The sequence below is a fragment of the Sphingobium sp. V4 genome (assembly GCF_029590555.1).
GTDB lineage: Bacteria > Pseudomonadota > Alphaproteobacteria > Sphingomonadales > Sphingomonadaceae > Sphingobium.
On sequence record NZ_CP081001.1, the window covers coordinates 789,181 to 813,590 of the forward strand.

Annotated in this window: 25 protein-coding genes, 1 tRNA gene and 1 pseudogene; 12 read left to right on the forward strand and 15 right to left on the reverse strand. The window is 62.9% G+C overall.

Translation table 11 applies throughout. From position 1 onward, the window contains the following. Positions 1–68: 68 nt before the first annotated feature. The 3 genes from ahpF to betI form a co-directional block, all read right to left on the reverse strand. Positions 69–1,652 (reverse strand): alkyl hydroperoxide reductase subunit F, encoded by a 1,584-nt coding sequence (ahpF, locus tag K3M67_RS04090; RefSeq protein ID WP_285832352.1) that lies wholly within the window; start codon positions 1,650–1,652, stop codon positions 69–71. Between the two features lie 174 nt (positions 1,653–1,826). Continuing rightward, positions 1,827–2,390, reverse strand: a complete 564-nt coding sequence (gene ahpC, locus K3M67_RS04095; protein WP_066855993.1) for an alkyl hydroperoxide reductase subunit C — start codon at positions 2,388–2,390, stop codon at positions 1,827–1,829. A 142-nt stretch (positions 2,391–2,532) separates the two neighbouring features. Then, positions 2,533–3,171: a transcriptional regulator BetI gene (gene betI, locus K3M67_RS04100; RefSeq protein ID WP_066855990.1), complete on the reverse strand. Its 639-nt coding sequence runs from the start codon at positions 3,169–3,171 to the stop codon at positions 2,533–2,535. Positions 3,172–3,298: 127 nt separating this feature from the next. Between betI and K3M67_RS04105 the strand changes: the two genes are divergently transcribed. After that, positions 3,299–3,757: a hypothetical protein gene (locus K3M67_RS04105; RefSeq protein ID WP_443019574.1), complete on the forward strand. Its 459-nt coding sequence runs from the start codon at positions 3,299–3,301 to the stop codon at positions 3,755–3,757. On the opposite strand, the gene K3M67_RS04110 is transcribed toward K3M67_RS04105, so the two are convergent. Then, positions 3,720–4,979 (reverse strand): glycosyltransferase family 87 protein, encoded by a 1,260-nt coding sequence (locus tag K3M67_RS04110; protein ID WP_285832354.1) that lies wholly within the window; start codon positions 4,977–4,979, stop codon positions 3,720–3,722. The genes K3M67_RS04105 and K3M67_RS04110 overlap by 38 nt on opposite strands. A 206-nt stretch (positions 4,980–5,185) precedes the next feature. Here K3M67_RS04110 and K3M67_RS04115 point away from each other — a divergent pair, with 206 nt between their 5' ends. The 3 genes from K3M67_RS04115 (at position 5,186) to mltG (ending at position 8,077) form a co-directional block, all read left to right on the forward strand. Beyond that, positions 5,186–5,419: an acyl carrier protein gene (locus K3M67_RS04115; protein ID WP_007689016.1), complete on the forward strand. Its 234-nt coding sequence runs from the start codon at positions 5,186–5,188 to the stop codon at positions 5,417–5,419. A 179-nt stretch (positions 5,420–5,598) separates the two neighbouring features. Next, positions 5,599–6,858, forward strand: coding sequence for a beta-ketoacyl-ACP synthase II (gene fabF / locus K3M67_RS04120; protein WP_066855980.1), 1,260 nt, complete (start codon positions 5,599–5,601; stop codon positions 6,856–6,858). A gap of 220 nt (positions 6,859–7,078) precedes the next feature. Continuing rightward, entirely contained in the window at positions 7,079–8,077 is a 999-nt protein-coding gene (gene mltG / locus K3M67_RS04125; protein WP_285832355.1) for an endolytic transglycosylase MltG, read from the forward strand. Positions 8,078–8,080: 3 nt separating this feature from the next. Here the strand turns inward: mltG and K3M67_RS04130 are convergent, their stop codons facing one another. Continuing rightward, positions 8,081–8,503 carry a sugar transporter gene (locus tag K3M67_RS04130; protein WP_066855974.1) on the reverse strand — a complete coding sequence of 141 codons (423 nt, stop codon included), beginning with the start codon at positions 8,501–8,503 and terminating at the stop codon, positions 8,081–8,083. 165 nt (positions 8,504–8,668) lie between these two features. Here K3M67_RS04130 and K3M67_RS04135 point away from each other — a divergent pair, with 165 nt between their 5' ends. Beyond that, positions 8,669–9,148 carry a 2'-5' RNA ligase family protein gene (locus K3M67_RS04135; RefSeq protein ID WP_066856282.1) on the forward strand — a complete coding sequence of 160 codons (480 nt, stop codon included), beginning with the start codon at positions 8,669–8,671 and terminating at the stop codon, positions 9,146–9,148. A 16-nt stretch (positions 9,149–9,164) separates the two neighbouring features. On the opposite strand, the gene K3M67_RS04140 is transcribed toward K3M67_RS04135, so the two are convergent. Then, positions 9,165–10,391 carry an NAD(P)/FAD-dependent oxidoreductase gene (locus tag K3M67_RS04140; RefSeq protein WP_066855971.1) on the reverse strand — a complete coding sequence of 409 codons (1,227 nt, stop codon included), beginning with the start codon at positions 10,389–10,391 and terminating at the stop codon, positions 9,165–9,167. Between the two features lie 98 nt (positions 10,392–10,489). After that, positions 10,490–10,566 (reverse strand) — tRNA-Met (locus K3M67_RS04145). A 274-nt stretch (positions 10,567–10,840) separates the two neighbouring features. Between K3M67_RS04145 and K3M67_RS04150 the strand changes: the two genes are divergently transcribed. The 4 genes from K3M67_RS04150 to K3M67_RS04165 all read left to right on the forward strand — a co-directional run bounded on the left by K3M67_RS04150 (position 10,841) and on the right by K3M67_RS04165 (position 15,019). Then, the gene (locus K3M67_RS04150; protein ID WP_066855968.1) at positions 10,841–12,250 is read left to right on the forward strand and encodes a circularly permuted type 2 ATP-grasp protein; all 1,410 of its coding nucleotides are present in this window, start codon (positions 10,841–10,843) and stop codon (positions 12,248–12,250) included. Positions 12,251–12,383: 133 nt separating this feature from the next. Further along, the gene (locus tag K3M67_RS04155) at positions 12,384–13,316 is read left to right on the forward strand and encodes an alpha-E domain-containing protein (RefSeq protein ID WP_066855965.1); all 933 of its coding nucleotides are present in this window, start codon (positions 12,384–12,386) and stop codon (positions 13,314–13,316) included. 22 nt (positions 13,317–13,338) lie between these two features. Beyond that, positions 13,339–14,211, forward strand: a complete 873-nt coding sequence (locus K3M67_RS04160) for a transglutaminase family protein (RefSeq protein WP_285832356.1) — start codon at positions 13,339–13,341, stop codon at positions 14,209–14,211. A 70-nt stretch (positions 14,212–14,281) separates the two neighbouring features. Beyond that, on the forward strand, positions 14,282–15,019 hold the full coding sequence (locus tag K3M67_RS04165) for a proteasome-type protease (protein ID WP_066855960.1): 738 nt from the start codon (positions 14,282–14,284) through the stop codon (positions 15,017–15,019). 87 nt (positions 15,020–15,106) lie between these two features. Here K3M67_RS04165 and rpoH read toward each other — a convergent pair whose 3' ends face one another. Both rpoH and K3M67_RS04175 read right to left on the reverse strand, forming a co-directional pair. Beyond that, entirely contained in the window at positions 15,107–16,018 is a 912-nt protein-coding gene (gene rpoH, locus K3M67_RS04170) for an RNA polymerase sigma factor RpoH (protein ID WP_066855957.1), read from the reverse strand. A gap of 77 nt (positions 16,019–16,095) precedes the next feature. Further along, entirely contained in the window at positions 16,096–17,049 is a 954-nt protein-coding gene (locus K3M67_RS04175; protein WP_285832357.1) for an RluA family pseudouridine synthase, read from the reverse strand. Positions 17,050–17,066: 17 nt separating this feature from the next. Between K3M67_RS04175 and K3M67_RS04180 the strand changes: the two genes are divergently transcribed. Next, positions 17,067–17,468: a M67 family metallopeptidase gene (locus K3M67_RS04180; RefSeq protein WP_285832358.1), complete on the forward strand. Its 402-nt coding sequence runs from the start codon at positions 17,067–17,069 to the stop codon at positions 17,466–17,468. A 98-nt stretch (positions 17,469–17,566) separates the two neighbouring features. Then, entirely contained in the window at positions 17,567–18,214 is a 648-nt protein-coding gene (locus K3M67_RS04185) for a histidine phosphotransferase family protein (RefSeq protein WP_066855948.1), read from the forward strand. Between the two features lie 82 nt (positions 18,215–18,296). Here the strand turns inward: K3M67_RS04185 and K3M67_RS04190 are convergent, their stop codons facing one another. The 4 genes from K3M67_RS04190 to map form a co-directional block, all read right to left on the reverse strand. Further along, positions 18,297–19,355 carry an NAD(P)H-dependent flavin oxidoreductase gene (locus K3M67_RS04190; RefSeq protein WP_285832359.1) on the reverse strand — a complete coding sequence of 353 codons (1,059 nt, stop codon included), beginning with the start codon at positions 19,353–19,355 and terminating at the stop codon, positions 18,297–18,299. 105 nt (positions 19,356–19,460) lie between these two features. Next, the gene (glnA, locus tag K3M67_RS04195; protein ID WP_066855942.1) at positions 19,461–20,873 is read right to left on the reverse strand and encodes a type I glutamate--ammonia ligase; all 1,413 of its coding nucleotides are present in this window, start codon (positions 20,871–20,873) and stop codon (positions 19,461–19,463) included. A gap of 90 nt (positions 20,874–20,963) precedes the next feature. Then, the gene (locus tag K3M67_RS04200; protein ID WP_006953025.1) at positions 20,964–21,302 is read right to left on the reverse strand and encodes a P-II family nitrogen regulator; all 339 of its coding nucleotides are present in this window, start codon (positions 21,300–21,302) and stop codon (positions 20,964–20,966) included. A 241-nt stretch (positions 21,303–21,543) separates the two neighbouring features. Next, on the reverse strand, positions 21,544–22,374 hold the full coding sequence (map, locus tag K3M67_RS04205; RefSeq protein ID WP_285832360.1) for a type I methionyl aminopeptidase: 831 nt from the start codon (positions 22,372–22,374) through the stop codon (positions 21,544–21,546). Between the two features lie 79 nt (positions 22,375–22,453). On the opposite strand from map, the gene K3M67_RS04210 reads away from it, so the two are divergent. Further along, positions 22,454–23,215: a competence/damage-inducible protein A gene (locus K3M67_RS04210; protein WP_066856279.1), complete on the forward strand. Its 762-nt coding sequence runs from the start codon at positions 22,454–22,456 to the stop codon at positions 23,213–23,215. 6 nt (positions 23,216–23,221) lie between these two features. Here the strand turns inward: K3M67_RS04210 and K3M67_RS04215 are convergent. Then, positions 23,222–23,929 (reverse strand): annotated as a pseudogene (locus tag K3M67_RS04215) (RNA methyltransferase); the annotation flags it as partial. Positions 23,930–23,943: 14 nt separating this feature from the next. After that, positions 23,944–24,405: a transcriptional regulator NrdR gene (gene nrdR / locus K3M67_RS04220; RefSeq protein WP_066855933.1), complete on the reverse strand. Its 462-nt coding sequence runs from the start codon at positions 24,403–24,405 to the stop codon at positions 23,944–23,946. Positions 24,406–24,410: the final 5 nt, after the last annotated feature.

Below are 24,410 nucleotides of genomic sequence, written 5' to 3' on the forward strand. Positions count from 1 at the left end.
AGCACAGAAAAGCGGCCGACCCGTCACCGGATCGGCCGCCTCGCTGAATCCCCGCTCAGCGTTGGCGATCAGGCCGCCTGCGCCGCATCCTCGCTGGCTGGCAGGCGGATCAGGTAGTCGAAGGCGGAAAGCGCCGCCGTCGAACCGGCTCCCATGGCGATCACGATCTGCTTGTACGGCACGGTCGTGCAGTCGCCCGCAGCGAAGATGCCCGGCTGGCTCGTTTCGCCACGCGCGTCGATCTCGATCTCGCCACGGGTCGACAGGGCGATACTGTCCTTCAGCCATTCGGTGTTGGGCACCAGGCCGATCTGGACGAAAATGCCCTCCAGTTCGATGTCATGGTCGTTGCCATGATTGCGATCCTTGTAGGACAGGCCCGTCACCCGCTCCCCATTGCCTTCCACCTTGGTCGTCAGCGCCGACGTGATGATCTTGACGTTGGGCAGGCTGGCCAATTTCCGCTGCAACACGGCATCGGCGCGCAACTGGCTATCATATTCGATCAGCGTCACATGCGCGACGATGCCCGCCAGATCGATCGCTGCTTCGACGCCGCTGTTGCCGCCGCCGATCACCGCCACGCGCTTGCCCTTGAACAGCGGGCCATCGCAGTGCGGGCAGTAGGCGACGCCCTTGTTGCGATATTCTTCTTCGCCCGGCACGCCCATCTGCCTCCAGCGGGCGCCGGTGGACAGGATGATGGTGCGGCCCTTCAGCGACGCGCCATTTTCCAGCACGACCTCATGATAGCCGCCCTCGTTCTTGGCAGGGATCAGCTTCGCGGCCTTCTGGAGGTTCATGATCTCGACGTCATAATCCTTCACATGGGCTTCGAGAGCGGAGGCCAGCTTCGGACCTTCGGTGCGCGATACCGATATGAAATTCTCGATATCCATCGTGTCGAGCACCTGGCCGCCGAACCGCTCCGCCGCGACGCCCGTGCGGATGCCCTTGCGCGCCGAATAGATTGCCGCCGCCGCGCCGGCAGGGCCGCCGCCGATGACCAGCACTTCGAAGGGATCCTGCGCCTTGATCTTCTCCGCAGCGCGCGCTTCGGCGCCGCTGTCGATCTTGGCAACGATCTGCTCCAGTTCCATGCGGCCCTGACCGAAGGGTTCGCCATTGAGGAAGATGGTGGGAACCGCCATCACCTTGCGCGCGTCGACTTCGTCCTTGAATAGTCCGCCGTCTATCGCGACGTGGCTGATCCGGGGATTGAGGACGCTCATCAGATTGAGCGCCTGCACCACGTCGGGGCAATTCTGGCATGACAGCGAGAAATAGGTTTCGAAGGCGAAATCGCCGTCCAGATCCTTCACCTGCTGGATCAGATCCTGCGCCGCCTTGGAGGGGTGCCCGCCGACCTGGAGCAGCGCCAGCACAAGCGAAGTGAACTCATGGCCCATCGGAATGCCGGCGAAGGTCACGCCGATGTCGGTGCCCGCGCGGCGGATCATGAAGCTGGGCTTGCGCTTGTCGTGGCCGGCCAGGATCAACGATACCTTGTCCGACAGTTCGGCGATCTCGTTCAGCAGGCCTTCCAGTTCGCGCGACTTGGCGCCGTCATCCAGCGATGCCACCAACTCGATGGGCCGCGTGATGTTCGCCATATAGGCCTTGAGCTGGCCCTTGAGATTTGCGTCCAACATCTTGTGTATCTCCATGGGTTGGGCGCGCCGATCCGGGGCGCACGACCATCTCGTCGCCGGGACGGTGCGACCCGAAGGCCCGGCGTTCAAGATAGCGATGAATTTCGGGATAAAAACCCTGCCGGGCCAGGGAGCCTATGCTCGACCCGGTCCGGCAGGTGCCTTTGCAGGTCTTTAGATCTTGCCGACGAGGTCAAGCGAGGGAGCGAGGGTTTCCGCGCCTTCTTCCCACTTGGCCGGGCAGACTTCACCGGGGTGGCTGGCCCAATACTGCAGCGCCTTCACCTTGCGGAGCAGTTCGGCTGCGTTACGGCCCACGCCCTCTGGGGTGATTTCGACCAGCTGGATTACGCCTTCGGGGTCGAGCACGAAGGTGCCACGGTCGGCCAGGCCGACGCCCTCGCGCAGAACGTCGAACTGGGTCGACAGCGCATGGTTCTGGTCACCCAGCATATAATAGTTGATCTTGCCGATCGCCGGCGAGGTGTCGTGCCAGGCCTTGTGGCAGAAGTGCGTGTCGGTCGAGACCGAATAGACTTCCACGCCCATGCCCTGGAGGGTCGGGTAGATGTCGGCCAGGTCTTCCAGTTCGGTCGGGCAGACGAAGGTGAAGTCGGCCGGGTAGAAGAAGAAGACGGCCCACTTGCCCTTCACGTCGGCATCCGTGACGTCGACAAACTTGCCCTGCTTGTAGGCAGTGGCCTTGAAGGGCTTCAGGGGGGTGTTGATGAGAGCCATAGGCTGTCCTTTTCCTCACGGTGAATGTTGCGATTGCGAAGACCCATGTAGGGATGCCGTCGATTCGGGGGAAATTGCTTTTCTCGGATGCGTTAAGTGAGAAAAACGATCACCGCCTAGATGTTTGATCGACAGCCTGAGCCTATCGGTCGAGCAGGCGGGCCATTGCATCCTCCACCATGACCTGCGCCTCTTCCGGAGAAAAGGTGGACCGATCAAGGCAGAGTTCAAGCCATAGCCCGTCCACGAGCGCGGTCAGGCTGATCGCGGCGATTCGCGTCTCCGCGGGACTGAGGGCGGGGCACGCGGCCCGAAGCAGATCCTCTAACTGGTCGCGCGTTCCGCCATAGACTTCCGCATGGATGATCGCGATGTTGGGATCGGACTTGACCAGGCTCCAGAAGGCGATCCAGGTCGCAAGGAGGTCAGGATCGAGTATCGGATCGCGAAAATTGGCCTGAAGACAGGCCCGCAGCCGGTCGCGCGGGTCGTCCCCCGCCGCTTCGATCGCAGCGTCCAGTGCGGCCGATACCTTCGTGCCGACATCCACATAGGTGGCAAGAATGAGCGCGTCGACACCATCGAAATAATGGGTGAGCAGTCCCGACGAGACACCTGCACGGGCACAGATGGCGCGCACGGATGTTCCGCCCACGCCTTTTTCGGCAAGGCAACGCGCCGTCGCCTCGATCAGCGCCTGTCGCCGCACGTCCGGCGCCTCGCGCACGAAGCGCGCCCTCGGCCGAACCACCGTTTTGCCTTTCCCCCTGGTTGCGTTCATCGTCCTTCCCCTTGGGCTAGACCTTTGGCCGCAGACGGCGCGGCTGGCAAGCTGTCGTCTGGGAAAGAGGGATCGAACCCCCAGCTTATCGGTTCGATGCCGTGATCGACAAAGGAGATTATGGATGATGCGCTTTTCTTCGTCCGCACCCTATATGGTCGGTATGTCCATCTTGCTGCTGTTGGCGGGGTGCGCCAAGTCGACCGATGACGGCAATGCGTCGAACAATGCTGCAATGGTCGAGGCCATCGACGATGTCGATGCGCTTGGCGCCGTCGGCAGCGACGTGGCCAGGCTACCCACCGACGATTGGGTCGGTCGCTGGACGGGGCCGGAAGGGCTCTTCCTGGACATTCAGCCGTCACCTGACGGGAAACCGGGGCATTATGCGATCGCGAACCGGGACAATCTCGACCGACAGGATGACTATGATGGGGTGGCGGACGGATCGACGATCCGCTTTGTGCGCGACGGCAAGGATCTCGCAATCCGTCAGGGCAAGGGCGACGAGACGGGGCTGAAATATCTCGCCGGCAAGCAGGAGTGCCTTATCGTCGTGGCGGGACAGGAAGGCTACTGCCGTTAGGCACGCGCCATCCGGCGCGACGATGAAGCGGCAGGCGCATCTGGTCGAACAGCATGGCGCGCCGCGCGGTCAGCGCCAGAACGGCGATCGCGGCAATCAGGTTGACTGGAATATGCGTCCATTCCGAGACCGCCCTGCCATAAAGCGGCGCGATCCAGGCATAGGCAAGCCAGGAGGGTTCCCAGCGCAGCGTTGCGCGTTTGCCCATGTCCGCCACCAGGAAGGCGATGGCCACGCCCAGCAGCACATGGTCATAGTCCAGCACATAGGGCGTGCATAGCAGAGCGGCGCTCAGAGCCGCCGCGCCGCGCAGCTCCATCGATCCGCGTCGGGCGATCAGCGCGGCCGTGACGATCGCGATCGCGGTGACGACAGCTTGCACCGCGTAGGCGAAGGGAATGGAGCCGCCCCATTGGCGAATCGTTGCGAAAGGGCTCTGGATCTTCTCCCAGCCGGTCGCGCCTGCCTCGATGATGATATGGCGGGTCAGGGGAAGGGAATCGATGAAGGCCTGCCAGACCGGCCAACCCCAGATTGCCAGAGTCAGTAGGCAGAGCGCCGCGACTGTCAGTCCGGCTGATACGAAGGCGCGAATATTGCCGCGCGCCATCAGCAGCACTGGGATCAGTACCGCGAACTGCGGCTTGTAGACGAGGGCGCCCAGCAGCATTCCCGCGATCCAGGGGCGGCGGTCGAGCAGCATCATACCGCCGCCCAGCAATGTGGCGGTCAGAAACGCATTCTGTCCGTGGCCAAGGCACACGAGAACCACCGGCGCGCCCAGCGCGATCAGCAGCGCGTCGCGTTCCAGCGGGAGGATGCGCCGTACCAGCCACAGCGCCATCGCCAGCGTCGCCCCCTGCCAGACGAACAGCGCGGCGACATAGGGCAATTGGGCGAGCAAGGTCGCAAGGATCAGGAAGGGCGGCGGATAGTGCCACCCATAGAATGGAATGGACGGGTCCTTGTGGACCTGCTTCTGCACTTCGTGATGGGTCGGCCAATCCCACGCCAGAGGCGCCTGACCGTGATCGGCCATCCAGCCAGCCGTCCAGACGTTCGAGAAATCGGTGCCGAGCGGGCGACCCAGCGAATCCACCGTGCCATGGGCGGTTCCGACCAGATAAAGCAGCGCCCCCAGGGTCGCGACGACCACGCACATCGCAGCGATGCGCGCGCGCGCGCGGGTCACGATCCGGTCGGTGGCAGAGGGCACGATCATGCTGATGGCGTAGCGCTAGCGGCTGAAATTTCGGTAAATGGCCCGTTAGTCGCTATTGCGCGTCGCTTTTTGTTGCCGTCATCTTGCTATCACCCAACGAAGGGGCTTGGCGGCCTTCCCTCTTGCCTCTATCGGGGCTTGGCTCTAGGGCATTGCCTTAACGGTTATTCAGAACCACCAACGATACCCAGTAAGAAGGACCACTCATGAGTGAGACCGCGGATCGCGTAAAGAAAATCGTCGTCGAGCATCTGGGCGTCGAAGCCGAGAAGGTGACCGAGGATGCAAGCTTCATCGACGATCTGGGCGCAGACAGCCTGGACATCGTCGAGCTGGTGATGGCGTTCGAAGAAGAGTTCGGCGTCGAAATCCCTGACGATGCGGCCGAGAAGATCGCCACCGTCAAGGATGCGATCGACTATATCGACAGCAAGCAGTAAGGCATAACGCGGCCTGATCCCGTGGGGGAAGGGCCGCCCTTACGATCATGAGACGGCTCCTCCTGTCCGGTGATCCCGGAGCGTGGGGAGCCTTTTCGTATCTGGCGCGCCGTTCACAAGCGCGTTTCAAGTGGCTACATGGGCGGCATAAAGTCCATCGGTAATTTCGGAGCTAGGATATGCGTCGTGTCGTCGTAACCGGCCTTGGCATGGTGAGCCCGCTGGGCGGAAATGTCGAAACCAGCTGGAAGAATATCATCGCGTCCAAATCGGGTGCGGCCACGATCCAGCGGTTCGATGCCAGCGAATATAAGTGCCGCATCGCCTGCGAAGTGAAGCCGGCCGATCACGAATATGGCTATGATGCTTCGCTGGACGTGGACCACAAGATCCAGCGTCAGGTCGATCCCTTCATCGTCTACGGTATCTCGGCCGCCAGCGAAGCGCTGCGCGACGCTGGCCTCGACAATATGTCGGAAGAAGAACGGCTGCGCGCTGGTTGCTCGATCGGTTCGGGTATCGGCGGCCTGCCGGGCATCGAGAGCGAATCCCTGGTGCTGGCTAACAAAGGGCCGAGCCGCGTCTCGCCGCACTTCGTTCACGGCCGTCTCATCAACCTGATTTCCGGCCAGGTTTCGATCAAATATGGTCTGATGGGGCCTAACCATGCGGTCGTCACTGCCTGCTCGACCGGCGCCCATTCGATCGGCGACGCCGCGCGGATGATCGCGATGGACGATGCCGACGTCATGCTGGCGGGCGGCGCGGAAAGCGCGATCTGCCCGATCGGCATCGCGGGCTTCGCCCAGGCGCGCGCGCTCTCCACCGGCTTCAACGACACTCCCGAAAAGGCGTCGCGTCCCTATGACGTCAACCGCGACGGCTTCGTCATGGGCGAAGGCGCGGGCGTGGTCGTGCTGGAGGAATATGAGCACGCCAAGAAGCGCGGCGCGAAAATCTATGCCGAAGTGATCGGCTACGGCCTGTCGGGCGACGCCTATCACGTCACGGCCCCCCATCCGGAGGGCAGTGGCGGTTTCCGCTCGATGCAGATGGCGCTCAAGAAGTCGGGCCTCAGCCTTGAGGACATCGACTATGTGAACGCTCATGGTACGTCGACCCCGCTGGGCGACGAACTGGAACTGGGCGCGGTCAAGCGGCTGTTCGGCGACAACCTGTCCACCATGTCGATGTCGTCCACCAAATCGGCGATCGGCCATCTGCTGGGCGGCGCTGGCGCGGTGGAGAGCATCTTCTGCATTCTCGCCATGCGCGACCAGATCGTGCCGCCGACGCTCAACCTCGATGAACCGAGCGAAAGCTGCAAGGGCGTGGACCTGGTCCCGCATGTCGCCAAGGAGCGCAAGGTGCGCGCGGTGCTGAACAACTCGTTCGGTTTCGGCGGCACCAACGCCTCGCTCATCATGAAGGCCATCTGAGGATCGGCGAAAGCAGCCCTCGACGGGGATATCTTAACGAAAATCCTCCTCTGAAAGGGGAGGGGGACGGCCGCCGAAGGCGGTGGTGGAGGGGGATCGCCTTCTCGATAGGATGCCCCCTTCCGTCAGCACTTCGTGCTGCCACCTCCCTTACAGGGGGAAGATTTATGGGGCGGCCACCGAATGAACTTTTCTGTCTGTGTGGTAGGCTGACCTGACGATGGCTCGACGTTACAAAAACAATCCCACAGGCCGCCTCGCGGGCATCATCCTGCTGATCGGGCTTGCCGTCGCGGCTTTCGTCGCCTTTCGCTTCGTCCATGGCTGGACGGAGCAGGGGCCGGCTGAACAGGAGATCAGCATTACCGTGCCGGAGGGGGCGAGCCTGTCCGAGGCTGCGGTGCTGCTGAAACAGGCTGGCGCAGTCCGATCCGCCGATGCCTTTCTGACCCGAGCAAAAGTCTTCGGCGGCGGCGAATCGATCAAGGCGGGTGAATTCGTTATCCCTGCCGGCGCCAGCAACAGCGACATCCTCTCCATCCTTCAGGGTGGCAAGACGCTAACCCGCCTCATCACCATACCGGAGGGAATGCCCTCCATACTGGTCTATGAGCGGCTGATGGCGAACGATCAACTGACCGGCGACATCCAGGTGCCCGATGAAGGCAGCGTGATGCCCGACAGCTATGCCTTCGACAGGGGAGAGTCGCGTGCGGCTGTCCTCAAGCGGATGCAGGGCGCTATGGACAAGGCGCTCGCTCAGCTCTGGGCCGAACGCGCGCCCGACACGATCGCCCGATCTCCGCGCGAGGCGATCATCCTTGCCAGCATTGTGGAGAAGGAGACCGGTGTCCCGTCCGAACGGCCAATGGTTGCTGGGGTCTACAGCAATCGTCTGCGCAAGAATATGATGCTCCAGGCGGACCCGACGATCATCTATCCCATCACAAAGGGCAAGCCCCTCGGGCGCCGTATCCGCAAATCGGAAATCGCGGCCGTCAACGACTATAACACCTATGCCATGGTCGGCCTGCCAAAGGGGCCGATCGCCAATCCCGGCCGGCTTTCGATTCTCGCCGTGCTGCATCCGGCAAAGACCAACGCGCTCTATTTCGTGGCGGACGGAAAGGGTGGCCACATCTTCGCCGACACCTATCAGCAGCATAATGAAAATGTGCGCAAATGGTTCGAAATCCGCCGAGCGCGCGGCGAACTTTGACCTCTAGCGCAGCATGCCCTTGGCGACCAGCGACCGCGAATAGAAGAGCTGAAAGACGGCGATCAGGATGACAAGGGTCGGGAAGCCGGCCGCAGCCAGCAGTCCCTTCTCGGCGATCAGGTCGGTTGCGCCCAGCGTGTAGCCAAACTGCACCAGAACGGCGACCAGCGAAGCGAGAAAGAGGGTGGCCGCGAGAGCCTTTTTCATGAGCAGCGATATGGCGCCCAGCGTGCCCGCTCCTACGGCGAGAGCATAAACCGCCCACAGCCAGGCCGGCATGGCGGCGAAGGCGCGAGCGGCCGCGGGATCGGTCTTGGCGATTTCGGCCGGATCGAGCCCATATTGCATGAACAAGGCGGCAACGCCCATCAGGTTCCACAGCAATAGCAGGACGCCGACGATCGACCCGGTGCGCGATGCAGGCATGATGTTCCCTCCCCAGGAAAGGCACCCGGCGCTTGCCGGGCCGCCTTAGCGGCATCATACAGTTTTTAACGTCGTCAGGATAGCAGGATGGTGATTTTGGGTGGAGAGTATCGGGAGAAGGCGGCTGGACAGACTGCCCCCGCGCCGATCATCGTCACCGCCCTGATGGGCGCGACTGATTTTGCTTGGGCGGACGGTTTGCGCCGCACATATTTTCCCCCGGACCGCAATTGGCTGCCCGCCCATCTCACACTTTTTCATCATTTGCCCCCGACAATTCTCGCGGAATTGTCGGGGCGATTGAAGCAGCTTTGCGCCGGCGCTGCACCTCCAGCGTGGTTGACGGAGGTGATGCTGCTCGGGCGGGGCGTTGCCTATCGCGTGGAAAGTCCGGTGCTGCTTGCAATGCGGGAACAACTGGCGGACGCCTTTGCCGGGTTGTTGACGCCGCAGGATCAGGCCCGGCCACGCCTGCATATCACCGTCCAGAACAAGGTCACGCCGGCGGAGGCGAAGGCGCTGGCCGCCCGGCTTCGCGGGGATTTCCGCGTCCGCCCGCTTGCGATCGCCGGCCTCGCCGCCTGGCATTATCGCGGCGGGCCTTGGGAACTGGCGATGAAGGCGATGTTCAGGGGCAAGTCCTGAACGCGGACCGGTCAGGTCAGGCTAGTCCGACCTCCTTGAGCGGCACGCTGGCATCGGCCAGCTGCCCGACGTCGAGCGCAGCCCCGGACAGGACATGCGCGCGGCCCTGGACATAATCCTTGACCGCATTGACGCAGTCCAGCGCGATCACCTTGCCGCCTTTCAGATACACGACCGAGAAGCTGCGATTGGCGGGATCCCCGCGCAAAATGGTCTGGTCGAAGCCGGTCGACAGGCCGACGGTCTGGAGCTTCAGGTCATATTGGTTCGACCAGAACCAGGGTACGGCGTCATAGGCTTCTTCCTTGCCCAGGATATGCGCTACGGCCACCTTCGCCTGATCATTGGCGTTCTGCACCGATTCCAGTCGCATCTGGGCGCCGCCGGCGAAGCGGTTGGCGTGCGAGGCGCAATCGCCCACCGCATAGATATCGGGCAGGGACGTGCGGCAATATTCATCGACATCGACCCCGTTGCCGCCTGCCGCCCCGGCCGCGATCAGCGGTCCGGTCTCGGGTATGATGCCGATGCCGACGATTACCATGTCGGTCGCGATCCGCTCGCCGTCCTGCATCAGCACGGCCGTCGCCTTGCCGTCCGTCACCTCGATGCAGTCCATCTTCGCGCCGGTGCGCAGGTCGACGCCATGAGCGCGATGCTCCGCCTCGTAGAAGCGCGACAGTTCCTCGCCCGCGACGCGCGCCAGCACCCGGTCGAGCGCTTCGAGCAGCACGACGGTCTTGCCGAACTTGGAGAGGACGGCGGCAGCCTCCAATCCGATATAGCCGCCGCCGATGATGGTGACATGGTGGATCAAGTCGATCTTCGCCATCATCGCATCGACATCGGCGCGGCGGCGCACCGCATGGACATTGATCGCGTCCGCGCCATTGCAGGTCAGAGTCCGGGGGCTGCCGCCGGTGCACCAGATCAGCTTGCCATAACCGATCTCCTCGTCGCCTGCGGTCACGAACTTGCCTACGGGATCGACGCTCTTCACCCGCTTGCCCAGCAGCATGTCGATCTTGCGCTCGTCCCAGAAGGACGCTGGGCGGATCAGAATACGGTCGAAGCTCTTGTCGCCGGCGAAATATTCCTTGGACAGCGGCGGACGCTCATAGGGCGGATCCTTCTCGTCGCCGATCATGGCGACCGTGCCGTCGAAGCCTTGCTGTCGCAGCGAAATTGCCGCCTGCGCGCCCGCATGGCCGGCCCCCACGATCAGAATGTCATAATAGCTCATCCGCCCGATATCCTCTTCGCGATGCCCCGTTTGCGCCGCTGATTGGCGCGCTTTTCCGGGGGACGCAAGAAGGATGTTGAAGGATCGCGTGTTAATCATGGTAGCGGAGGAGGGACTTGAACCCCCGACACGCGGATTATGATTCCGCTGCTCTAACCAGCTGAGCTACTCCGCCCCATGGGCCTCGCCGGGCGCTTCGCCCTGCGGTGAGGCGGCGCTATACGCAGGCAATGCAGGGCGGTCAACGGGGCGCGTGAAAAATTTGGCGCCCCTGCCCTCGCGGCTGCTTGCCGCGTGCAGAAACGAAGGGGCGCGCGCTTTTCCGCCAACATGGCAAAGCTGCGGTAAAGCTTTTTCCATCCCGACATTTTTGGCTTGCAATCGCCACGGGGCGGCGCACTAATATTGCAATGCACAACCGGCCGCCCGGCCGAGGGAGGATCGACAACTTGCCCTTCCATGAAATGTTTGAACCCGATGGTTCGATACGCCCCTGTTACGACGAAGTGCAGAAGTGGGTGGAACGAACGGGCATCGCCGGGCTCAATCGCCGCATGGATGAGGCCGAGGCGATCTTCCGCCGCATCGGCATTACCTTCGCCGTCTATGGCGAGGGCGGCGATCCCGAACGGCTCATTCCCTTCGACCTCCTGCCCCGCATCTTCACCGCGCAGGAATGGCGCATCCTCGACAAGGGCATCCGGCAGCGGGCGCGGGCGCTCAACGCTTTCCTGCATGACGTCTATCATCGGGGCGAGATCGTGAAGGCCGGCATCATGCCGGCCGACATCATCTACAAGAACAGCGCCTATCTCGCCGAAATGGCGGACTTCTCGCCACCGGGGAAGGTGTACAGCCATATCGTGGGCATCGACATCGTCCGCACTGGCCCCGGCAGTTTCGAGGTTCTGGAGGATAATTGCCGCACGCCCTCCGGCGTCTCCTACATGCTGGAAAATCGCGAGATCATGACGCGCATGTTCCCCGAACTGTTCGCGCAGGGGGTGGTGGCGCCGGTTGACGACTATCCCGCCGAATTGCTGAAAAGCCTCAAGGAGGTCGCGCCGCCTGCGTGCAAGGGCGACCCGGTGGTCGTGGTCCTCACCCCCGGCTCGCTCAACAGCGCCTATTATGAGCATAGTTTCCTTGCCGACCTGATGGGGGTCGAACTGGTCGAGCCGGCCGACCTGTTCGTCGACGATGACCGGGTGTGGATGAAGACCACGCTTGGGCCCAAGGCGGTCGACGTCATCTATCGTCGCATCGACGATGAATATATCGATCCGCTCGTCTTTCGGCCCGACAGCCTGCTGGGCGTGCCCGGCATTTTCAACGTCTATCGCAATGGCGGTGTGACGCTCGCGTCGGCGCCCGGATCGGGCATCGCCGACGACAAGGCGGTCTATATCTATGTGCCCGAGATGATCCGCTTCTATCTGGGCGAAAAGCCGATCCTCGACAACATCCAGACCTGGCAGTGCGGCAAGCCAGACGAACTGGCCTATGTGCTGGAAAATCTCCACGAACTGGTGGCCAAGGAAGTCCATGGATCGGGCGGTTACGGGATGTTGATCGGCCCCAAATCGACCAAGGACGAAGTTGCCGCCTATGCCGCGCGGATCAAGGCCAATCCCGGCGAGTTCATCGCCCAGCCGACGTTGGACCTGTCGACCGTGCCGACGCTGGGGCCGGCGGCCGTGGTCGGTCGCCACGCCGATTTCCGTCCCTATTGCCTGGTGGGCAAGCAGATCCGCCTGGTTCCGGGCGGCCTGACCCGCGTTGCCCTGACCGAAGGGTCGCTGGTGGTCAATTCCAGCCAGGGTGGCGGAGTCAAGGATACCTGGGTGTTGCAGGATTGATGCGCGCGCTCTCTCACCCCTTTCATCGTCATTCCCGCGCTGGCGGGAACCCATCTCCCGCCATTGCGCCAGGCGGAAGGAGCGGGACATCTGTCCCTCCCGCCGCAGGGATGACGGAAATCGAGGCAATCCCATGCTGAGCCGGACCGCCGAAAATCTGTTCTGGATGGCGCGCTACATGGAGCGCGCCGAAGCCACAGCGCGGCTGCTGACCATGGGACAGCGCATGGCGATATTGCCGGGCGCGCATCATCGTGACGAATGGCGATCGGTGGTGCGCGCGACGGGATCGGGACATCAATTCCCGGAGGGCGCGATCGTGACGGAGAGCGACGCGGTATCGTTCCTGATGCTCGACGCAGACAACCCCAGCTCGATCCGCTCCTGCCTCCTGAAGGCGCGGGCCAACGCCAAGTCGGCGCGGACGATGCTGACCCAGGATATGTGGGAGGCATTGAATGAAGGCTGGCGAAAGCTGGACAGCTATGATGTCAGTGAAGCGCGGCAGCAGCTCCCGGCACTGATCGACTGGGTCAAGACCCGCGTCATGACCTTCCGCGGCGCCGCCCATTCCGGCCAGCTCCGCAACGAAGGGCATGATTTCCTGCGCACCGGTTCCGCGCTGGAGCGGGCGCAGATGACGCTGCGCCTGCTCGACGTCAAATATTATGTGTTGTTGCCCGAAACCGAAGTGATCGGCGGAAATCGCGACCATTATCAATGGACGTCGGTACTGTACGCCCTGTCTGGCGCGCGCGCCTATCACCATGTCTATGGCGGGACTTATACACCTTGGCAGATCACCGACTTCCTGATGCTAAACCGCCTGTTCCCGCGCAGCGTCGCCTATTGCTATGACCAGCTGGCCTATCGGCTCAATCGTCTCGCCGGCTGGCACGATGCGCGCGGGGCCTGCCATGACACGGTGCAGGAACTGGTCGCGGGTCTGGAAAGCCAGGACAGCGGAGAGATTTTCCGGCGCGGCCTGCACGAAACTGTGCAGAACGGCTTGATGATGACCAATCGACTGGGCGCCGAGATCGCCCAAACCTATCATTTCGGCTGAGGAGGGAAGGGGAAGTCGGGCCATGAAGCTGCTCGTCCGCCACCAGACGATCTATCGCTATGCTTCGTCGGCGGGGCGGGTGGCCATGCGGCTGAAGCTGATGCCGGTCGATACGCCGACGCAGAAAGTGCTGGAATGGCAGGTCAGCGTCAATGACCAGCCGCTGACCGGCTTCCGCCCCAACAGCTATGGCGAGAAGGAAGCGATCTGGATCCGCCATGATCGGCTCGACAATGCGGTGATCGTGGCGGAGGGGCTGGTGGAGACGCGCGAAAGCCATGGCGTCGTTGGGCATCTGCGCAGTCGCGTCGATTCGCGCTATTTCCTGCGCGATACGCGCCTAACTCGTGCGTCCGAGGGGATCGTGGCGATGGCGCGCGACGTGCCGAAGGAAGATGGGCCGCTTGCGACGCTCCATGCCTTGTCGGCCGCAGTCAGCGATGCGGTGCAGTATCGCGCTGGTGTCACCACGTCCGAGACGACTGCCGCCGAAGCCTTCGCGCTGGGTGCCGGCGTGTGTCAGGATCATGCCCAGATATTCATATCGGCGGCGCGTTCGATTGGCATCGCCGCCCGCTATGTCTCGGGCTACCTGCTTGCCGGGGATGGAGACTTGCTGCATGAGACCCATGGCTGGGCGGAAGCCTTTGTTCCAGCGCTCGGCTGGATCGGTTTCGATCCCTCGAACCGCGTCTGTGTAACCGAACATTATGTGCGCGTGGCAAGCGGCCTGGATGCGGACGAGGCCGCGCCAATCCGTGGCTCGGTCACGGTGGCGGGCGATATATGGATTGACGCCGATGTCCGGATCGCGCAGGCGGAGGACGGAGTCGAGGAACGGCAGTTGCAGAAGCAACAGCAGCAAAGCACCCCGCCACCCGACTCGACGGGTTGAAACAAGCGATCGCGAGTCGGATGCAATATTCATCGATCGCGACAGACAGATTGCAGGAGGCCGGGGGGCCGTGACTTATTGTGTGGCCGTGCGTGTGGACCAGGGACTGGTCATGCTGTCCGATACCCGCACCAATGCGGGTATGGACAATATCGCGCGCTTCCGAAAGAGCTTCACCTATCATGTCCCTGGTGAGCGCGCGATCACGCTGATGTGTTCGGGCAATCTGTCCATCACCCAGGGGGTGAAGGCGGTGCTGAGCAAGGCGATCAAGGAATCCCGTCTAGACCCGGATGTCGAAACCATCTGCAATTGCGACTCGATGCACCGCGTGGCCCAGATCGTGGGCGAGGCGATGCAGAAGATGCAGCAACGCTATCGGGAGAATATCGAGATGGGCGGCTCCGGCTCCAGCGCCTCGATCATGGTCGCTGGCCAGCGCAAGGGCGGAAAGCCACGCCTTTACCTGATCTATTCGGCCGGCAATTTCATCGAGGCGACCGAAGATACGCCCTTCTTCCAGATCGGTGAGCATAAATATGGCAAGCCGATCCTGGATCGCATCATCAAGCGGGAGACGACGCTGGAGGATGCGACCAAGGCGGTGCTGGTGTCGATGGATTCGACCTTGCGCTCCAACCTGTCTGTCGGGATGCCGCTCGACCTGACGGTGATCGAGCGCGACAAGTTCGACTTTCGCGTTCGCACGCGCATCGAAGCGGACAATGAGGAATTCGCGATGATTTCCCAGAGCTGGAGTGCGGCATTGCGCAAGGGATTTGAGGATCTGCCGAACGTTCTCGACTGAGTTGAGCCGCGAGTAGCCGCTTATCTCCTCTCAAAAGCAAAAAGCCCCGGAATGCTCCGGGGCTTTTTGCTTTTTCCTTTGCTCCGATCAGGCCGTGGCGAGTCGGGCCATCTTTTCCAGCCGACCGCCCGCAATGCGCATCATCGCCTTTTGCAGCTTCTCGAACGCGCGGACCTCGATCTGACGAACGCGCTCGCGGCTGACGCCATAAACCTGGGAGAGTTCCTCCAGCGTCTTGGGTTCCTCGGCGAGGCGGCGTTCGGCAAGGATGTGCTTCTCGCGATCATTGAGGTCGTCCATCGCCTCGACCAGCATATCATGGCGCATCACGCGCTCCTGCTCGTCGGCGACTCGTTCATCCTGCAACGGATCGGAGTCGGCCAGCCAGTCCTGCCACTGTCCCTCGCCATCCTCGCGCATGGGCACGTTCAGCGACGTGTCGCCGCCCATCGCCATGCGCCGGTTCATCGAGATCACGTCTTCCTCGGTAACGCCCAGGTCGGTCGCGATCTTGGTAACGTCCTCGGGGCGCAGGTCGCCATCCTCGAACGCCTCGATATTGTTCTTCATCCGGCGCAGGTTGAAGAAAAGCTTCTTCTGCGCAGCGGTGGTGCCCATCTTCACAAGGCTCCACGACCGCAGGATGAATTCCTGGATCGACGCACGAATCCACCACATGGCATAGGTCGCCAGGCGGAAGCCGCGATCGGCCTCGAACTTCTTTACGCCCTGCATCAGGCCGATATTGCCTTCGCTGATGAGTTCGCTGACCGGCAGGCCGTAGCCGCGATAGCCCATGGCGATCTTGGCGACCAGGCGCAGGTGCGACGTCACGAGCTGCGCCGCGGCCTCAGGATCCTGATGCTCTTCATAACGCTTCGCCAGCATATATTCCTGCTCAGGGGTGAGCAGCGGAAACTTGCGAATTTCCGACAGATAGCGGTTGAGGCTGGCTTCACCGCCCAGCGCCGGAACCGCGGGGACATTGCTCTTGGCCATGTCTTCACCTTTCCCTTTCATTGCGCGGCGGGACCCAGAAGAGGCGTCACAGGCGCCGTCGCAAAACTTGTCAAATCCTATACGTGAAGCTCGCTTAACAGTTCCTGCATGTCGGCTGGCAACACACTTTGAAACAGAAGGGGCTTGTCCGTTACCGGATGTATGAACCCCAGTGTTTTGGCGTGCAATGCCTGCCTTTTGAAACCCAGCGTTTCCAGTATTGATTTGAAACCTTTTCTTTCTCTACCGTAAACGGGGTCGCCGATCAAGGGGTGCCCAAGATGCGCCATGTGAACGCGAACCTGATGGGTGCGGCCGGTTTCCAGCCTGCATTCCACCATCGTCGCGCCCCTTAGACGCATTATAGTACGATAATGGGTGACGGCGTGTTTGCCGCGCCCTTCCCGATGAACCGCCATCTTCTTTCGATCGGCGTCGGATCGGCCGATCCAACTGTCGACCGTGCCACTGCCCGGCGTCGGAACACCGTAGACGATGGCGGCATAGAGCCTGTCGATACTGTGGTCCTTGAATTGGCGGGCCAATCCTTCATGCGCCCTGTCGGTCTTTGCAACGACCAGCAGGCCGGAAGTATCCTTGTCGATGCGATGAACTATGCCAGGGCGCGCCACGCCCCCGATGCCGGAGAGCCGGCCGGCGCAATGATGGAGCAGGGCGTTGACCAGCGTTCCGTCCAGATTGCCGGCGGCGGGATGGACGACGAGGCCGGCAGGCTTGTCCACCACGATCAGATCGGCATCCTCATGGACGATCACCAGCGGAATATCCTGCGCCACCGTATCGAGCGGCGTCGGCGGCGGCAGGGTAATGGTGAAGAACTGTCCGGCGACGACCTTGGTCGATGCGCTGATCTTCACGGCCTGGGGGCCGTGCACCTGTCCGTCGCCAATCAGAGTCTTGAGCCGTTCTCGCGAGAGATCGGGAAGCAGGTCCGCGAGCGCACGATCCAGGCGCAGCCCGTGCTGGGCGTCGCCGATAGCCGCTTCGATGATGGAATCCCCCGGAACCATGGGGTAGGGATGTAGGAATGATGGTTGCGATATCAAGGGGGCTGCTGGAACAAATCGTGGCCCTGGGCAGGTCGAGCCGGGATGAGGTGTGCGGCTTGCTGTTCGGTCGGGCGGGAACGATAGAGGGGTTCCAGCCGGCGGCCAATGTCGCGCCCGACCCGGCGCGGCATTTCGAACTTGACCCGGCTATATTGATCGCAGCGCATCGGTCGGCCCGGACAGGTGGTCCTGCCATCGTCGGCCATTATCATTCGCACCCTTCGGGTGTCGCCATTCCTTCGGTGACCGATGTCGCCTGCGCGTCGCCGGACGGCAGCCTCTGGCTGATCCTGGGCAGTGAAAAGGCCCGACTCTGGCGGGCTCGGCCGGGTACGATAGTTAATGTTCAATTTGTAGAGGTGATGCTCGACATAAGGTGATCGAAAGGCGGCGAGCCGGGCTTGCATCGGGGGGCGCGGGGGCGCATTAGCCGGATACAGCCTTCCTTTTCCCCCTTTAATTCGGCGATCCCATCCGCATGAACAATCCGACCGACAGCATCGAATTTGCCAGCCTGCTCTGTTCGCGCCTGTGCCATGACCTGCTGAGCCCAGTCGGCGCGCTCAATAATGGGCTTGAACTGATGGCGGACGAGAATGACCCGGAAATGCGCGAGCGTTGCCTGGAACTGCTGGGTGACAGTGCGCGGACGTCGGCGAACAAGCTGAAATTCTTCCGCCTGGCTTTCGGCTCGGCGGGCGGCTTCGGCGATGCGGTGCCGCCGCATGAAGCGCGCGTCGCTATCGAGGGCATGTTCGCAGGCGCGGGTCGGGTGAAGGTCGGCTGGATCGTCGAGGAACAGATGCTCGGCAAGCTGCCCGCCAAGATATTGCTGAACCTGGCGCTGATCGCGGGCGACGCGCTGGTGCGCGGCGGCCAGCTGGACATCGGCGTCGAATGTCGGCCGGGCGTGACCGAGATCGTCGTTCGGGCCGAAGGGCCGAAGGTCGTGCTAGACCCGGATCTGCGTGCCGCGCTGGCGGGCACCTTGCCGATCGAGGGGCTGGCGTCGCGCACGGCGGCCGCCTGGATGGTCCGGCAGCTGGTGGCGAGCGCGGGGGGCGACATCGTCCTGTCGCCGCCGGGTGAGCCGGTGCTGTTGTTCGGGGCGTCGATCCCGGGCTGATCCTGCCGGATGGTGCGTCTGTCGCGCGGTCGGAAGAGCCGAGCGCCGTCGTTGCCGCGACACCCGTCGTAAGACTGACCTGTCAATGACCGGCTGACGCCTGCTCCATCTCGACTCCGATCGTGGCGACCACCTGCGCTGCGGGAAGTGCACGAGCGAGTGATACCCCCTGTCCGGCCCAATGCGCGCCATAACCGCTTTCGCCATGCGTCCTCGCCAATTGGTTGAGCGCCTTTCCTGCATCATAGGCGATGGGATAATCGGGTGGAGGTCGTGCGGTGTCGGCACCCCAGCGGGTGAAGCGGTTGGCCAGGCAGCGGGCGGGGCGGCCGGAAATGGCGCGCGTCATGACCGTATGTGCGGTGGGGCTGAACAGTGCGGCCCGATAGGCGGCGTCGGCGCTGCTTTCCGGGCAGCCGATGAACGCCGTGCCGAGCTGCGCCGCAACTGCGCCGAGATCGAGCGCCGCACATACGCCTCGTCCGTCCATGATGCCGCCCGCTGCAATGACCGGTAATCCCGCCTGCTCGACCAGCAGCCGAGTGAGCGCCATGACGCCCAGCCGGTCGTCCGGCGCATCGGGATCGAAGGTGCCGCGGTGGCCGCCAGCTTCGAATCCCTGCGCGACCAGCATGTCCACCCCTGCGGCGCGCGCCGCAAGCGCTTCGGCCAGGCTGGTGACGCTGGCGAGCAGGATGCAGCCGGCGGCCTTGAGTGTCGCGATCCGCCACGGCTGAGGCAGGCCGAAATGGAAGCTGACGACGGCGGGGCGGGTTGCGGTTAGCATGGCGAGCATCGCGTCGTCCTCCGCGAAGCTGCGATATATTTCACGCAACGATGCCGGCGAGTTGCCGCCGAACTGGCCGAAGAGCGGTTCGAGCGCGACCAGCCACTGCGCTTCAATATCCGGTCGGGACCGTGCCGGAGAATGTACGAAAAGGTTGACGTTGAAAGGGCGGTCCGTGCGATCGCGGACTGCGGCGATCATCTCGCGTGCAGTCGCCGCATCGACCGCGCCTACGGCGATGGAACCGAGGCCGCCGGCGTTGCTGACTGCGGCGGCCATGGCGGGCGTCGAAACACCCGCCATCGGCGCCTGGATGATTGGCCAGGAAAGGCCGAGCGAGTCGAGCGGGTTCATGGCGTCAATGTGGAACGTGCCGCCTGCCGCCGCAATCGCCTCTCCATGGAAAAAGGCCCGGCCGCTTGCGCGACCGGGCCTCTTCCACAGCTCCCGAGAAAGGGTTCAGGCGCTGTAATACATGTCGAATTCGACCGGCGAAGGCGCCATTTCCCAGCGATACACTTCGGGCCACTTCAGTTCGATATAGGCATCGATCTGATCCTTGGTGAAGACGTCGCCCTTCAGCAGGAACTCATAGTCGGCTTCGAGGCTGTTCAGGGCTTCACGCAGCGAACCGCAGACGGTCGGCACCTGGCTCAGCTCTTCGGGCGGCAGGTCGTAGAGATTCTTGTCCATCGCGGCGCCCGGATGGATCTTGTTCTCGATGCCGTCGAGGCCCGCCATCAGCAGCGCGGCGTAGCAGAGATAGGGGTTGGCCATCGCGTCCGGGAAGCGGAACTCCACGCGCTTCGCCTTGGCGCCCGCGCCGTAGGGAATACGGCAGGAAGCCGAGCGGTTGCGCGCCGAATAGGCCAGCAGAACGGGGGCTTCGAAGCCCGGCACCAGGCGCTTGTAGCTGTTGGTGGTCGGGTTGGTGAAGGCGTTCAGGGCCTTGGCGTGCTTGATGACGCCGCCGATGAAGTAGAGGCAGGTGTCCGACAGACCGGCATAGCCATCACCGGCGAAGAGCGGCTTGCCGCCTTCCCAGATCGACATGTGGGTGTGCATGCCCGAACCATTGTCCTGCGCGATCGGCTTCGGCATGAAGGTCGCGGTCTTGCCATAGGCCTGGGCAACCATCTGCACGACATATTTGTAGATCTGCATACGGTCGGCGGTCTGGACCAGCGTGCCGAAGGTCAGGCCCAGTTCGTGCTGGGCAGCGGCGACTTCATGGTGATGCTTGTCGCAGGGCAGGCCCATTTCGAGCATGGTCGAAACCATTTCGGCGCGGATGTCGGTGCAGGGATCGACCGGAGCGACGGGGAAATAGCCGCCCTTGGCGCGCGGGCGGTGGCCCAGGTTGCCGCCTTCATATTCCTTGCCGGTGTTGGTCGGCAGTTCGATGTCGTCGATCTTGAAGTAGCTCTGCGAATAGTCATTCTCGAAGCGCACATCGTCGAACATGAAGAATTCGGCTTCCGGACCGACGTAGATGGTGTCGCCAAAACCGGCCGACTTGACGAAGGCCTCGGCGCGCTTCGCGCAGGAGCGCGGGTCGCGGCTGTAAAGTTCGCCGGTGTCGGGTTCGACAATGTCGCAGAAGATGATCAGCATCGGGGTGGCGCTGAACGGATCGACGTAAACGGCGTCGAGGTCGGGCTTGAGGATCATGTCCGATTCGTTGATCGCCTTCCAGCCTTCGATCGACGAACCGTCGAACATCAGGCCCTGGGTCAGCTCATCTTCGCCAAGCACGCTGGAAACCATGGTCAGGTGCTGCCACTTGCCCTTGGGATCGGTGAAGCGGACATCGACCCACTCGATCTCCTTTTCCTCGATCATCTTCAGGATGTCTTTTGGCGTGTTGGCCATGTGCTATTGCCCTTCTTTCAGAAATACCCCCCCGAAGGGGTTGTGGATGCCAAAATGCCTGCCGATCGACGGACGACAGGAGAAAACGGATCAGATGGCGTCGCTGTCGCGCTCTCCGGTCCGGATGCGTACCGCGCCCTCGACGTTCGAAATGAAGATCTTGCCATCGCCGATGCGGCCGGTCTGTGCCGCGGCGCAGATGGCTTCGACCACGCGGTCGGCGAGGCTGTCGTCCACGACGACCTCCAGCTTCACCTTGGGCAGGAAGTCGACGACATATTCGGCGCCGCGATACAGCTCGGTATGACCTTTCTGCCGACCGAAACCCTTGGCTTCGGTGACGGTGATGCCAGAAACGCCGACTTCGTGCAGCGCTTCCTTCACCTCATCCAGCTTGAACGGTTTGATGATCGCTTCGATCTTCTTCATCACTCTAGTCCCAACCCATGACGCACGCTGCCAAGCGGGCGATCGCCCGCGTAGTTCATCCTCAAGCGACGATCTCCATGCCCCCCGAAAGGCACGCGTCGTCTCTCTTGGCAATCAATTACCGTGCCAAATGGCGAATCGCTAGGACTGCTTTCGGCGATGCAGCAATCTTTGTCCATATTGCCCGGAATCCGGGCAATTTCATGTCCAATTGCCTGTTTTTTGGGCAGCGTTTTGAGGCTCAGGCGCCATAGGGTGGGCAGTCGAGGCCTGCCGGGCTTTTGGTGAAGATCTCACAGCCGGTTTCGGTGATTCCGATGCTATGTTCGAACTGGGCGGAAAGCGTGCGGTCGCGCGTCACCGCCGTCCAGCCATCGTCCAGCATCTTCACGCCGGGCTTGCCGATGTTGATCATCGGTTCGATGGTGAAGAACATGCCGGGCTTCAGCTCGGGGCCAGTCCCGGGGCGGCCGATATGGACGACCTCAGGGCTGTCGTGGAAGACGCGGCCCAGGCCATGACCGCAGAAATCGCGGACGACGCCATAGCGGTGCTTTTCCGCGTGGCGCTGTACGGCATGGCCGATGTCGCCCAGATGATTGCCGGGCTTCGCCTGCTCGATGCCCAGCATCAGGCATTCATAGGTGACTTCAACCAGCCGGCGCGCCTTGATCGAGGCTTCGCCGGCGATGTACATGCGGCTGGTGTCGCCGTGCCAGCCATCGACCTGCGGCGTCACGTCGATGTTGAGGATGTCACCATCCCTGAGTCTATAATCGCCCGGAATGCCGTGGCAGATGACATTGTTGAGGCTGATGCAGCAGCTGTGGGTATAGCCCCGATAGCCCAGCGTGGCGGGCACGCCGCCGCCCTCGAGCGTCATGCGGCGGACGATGTCGTCCAGTTCGCCGGTGGTCACGCCGGGCACCACATGGGGCGCCAGCGCATCGAGGATTTCGGCGGCGAGGCGCCCGGCCTTGCGCATCCCGGCGAAACCGGTTTCGTCATACAGCTTGATCGCGGTCGAGCGGGAGATCGGCGCATCCGCCGTCATCGTCATATATTCGGTCATGATGCGATTATAGGCGCTTGGCGGGCATAATGCGAGAGGGACGCTAGGCATGGGCGGCGCCACGGGCTATGGACCCTGCATGGCCGATCCGACCCGCACATGGACCGCAGCGCTGATCGTGATCGGCGACGAGATTCTCTCAGGCCGCACACAGGACAAGAATGTGTCGCAGATCGCGACCTGGCTGAATGTCCAGGGCATCCGGCTGCGCGAGGTGCGGGTCGTGGCCGATGACGAGGGGGCGATCGTCGAAGCGGTGAACGCGTTACGGGCACGGAACGACTATCTCTTCACCACCGGCGGCATCGGGCCGACTCATGACGACATCACCGTCGATGCGATCGCGGCGGCGCTGGGCGTGGAGGTGGAAGTCCATGAGGGCGCAAGGTCGGTCCTGTCGGCCTATTATGCGACGCGTGGCGGGCTGACCGAAGCGCGGTTGCGCATGGCGCGGGTGCCCGCGGGAGCCAGCCTGATCGAGAATCGAATGTCAGGGGCGCCGGGCATCCGCTACGGCAATATCTTCATCATGGCGGGCGTGCCCCATATCACTGCGGGGATGCTGGAGAGCCTGACCGGCACGCTGGAGGGCGGATTGCCCCTGCTGTCGGCGACGATCGGCTGCTGGGTTGCGGAAAGCGAGATCGCAGATCTGCTCGCCGCCACCGAGCGCGCGCATGAAGGCTGCCAGATCGGTAGCTACCCCTTTTTCCGAGAAGGGCGCACCGGAGCGAATTTCGTGGTGCGTTCGACCAGCCAGGTCACGCTCGACGCCTGCGTCGCGGCGCTTTCCGCAGCGCTGGAACAGGGCGGATGGACAGTCTATCCGGGCGGGATCTGAGGTCTGTCAGCGCGTTCGCGGCGTTGCGAGCGCTGACAGCACGCCACGCAGGGTACGCACCTCCAGATGGTTCCAGCCCGGCTTGGTCAGCAGGTTGCGCAACGTCCTTTTGGTCGCGGGCGCGCGGTCGGGCGGGAAGAAATAGCCGGCATTGTCCAGCAGCGTCTCGAACTGGACGATCATGCCCTCCAGTTCCACCTGCGGTGCCGGTTCGAGCAGGTCGGTGACGGTGGGCTGTTCCAACTGGGCCTGTTTCGACCATTCATAGGCGCACAGGATTACCGCCTGGGCGAGGTTGAGCGAACCGAACTCCGGATTGATCGGCACGGTCAGGATCTTGCGCGCGAGCGCGACATCGTCGGTTTCCAGGCCCGATCGTTCGGGTCCGAAGACGAAGGCGCTGCGGCCTTGCGCCGCATGAATCTCACGCGCGGCCTCTTCGGGTGTGACCACTGGCTTGGTGACGCCGCGCTTGCGCACGGTGGTGGCATAGACATGGGCGCAGTCCGCTACGGCGTCGGCCAGCGTCGCATGGACCTGGGCGCCGTCCAGCACCACATCGGCCCCCGCAGCGGCCGGGCCGGCGTCGGGATTGGGCCAGCCGTCGCGGGGGGAAACGAGCCGCATCTCGGTCAAACCGAAATTCAGCATCGCGCGCGCGGCCTTGCCGATATTCTCGCCCAGTTGCGGGCGGACTAGGACGATCACGGGGGGCTTGTTCATAGCGTTCACTCCCGCCCGACTTCCTTCACGGTTCCTGCAAATTCCTCGAAATCCCGCGCGTCGGTGAAGTCCTTGTAGACGCTGGCGAAGCGGATATAGGCTACGCTGTCGAGGCGCTTCAGCCCCTCCATCACCATTTCGCCGATGGCGCGGGCGGGGACCTCGCCATCGCCGCTGGTTTCCAGCTGGCGCTGGATGCCGGAGATCAGCTTTTCGATGCGGCTGGGATCAATCGGCCGCTTGCGGCAGGCGATGCCGATCGATCGGGCCAGCTTGTCGCGGTCGAAGGCTTCCTTGCGCCCCTCGCTCTTCACGACCCAGATGTCACGCAACTGGATACGCTCGAATGTGGTGAAGCGCGCCCCGCAGGCTTCGCACTGGCGGCGACGGCGGATGGCGGCACCATCCTCCGTCGGCCGGCTGTCCTTCACCTGACTGTCTTCATGGGCGCAGAAGGGGCAGCGCAAGCGGG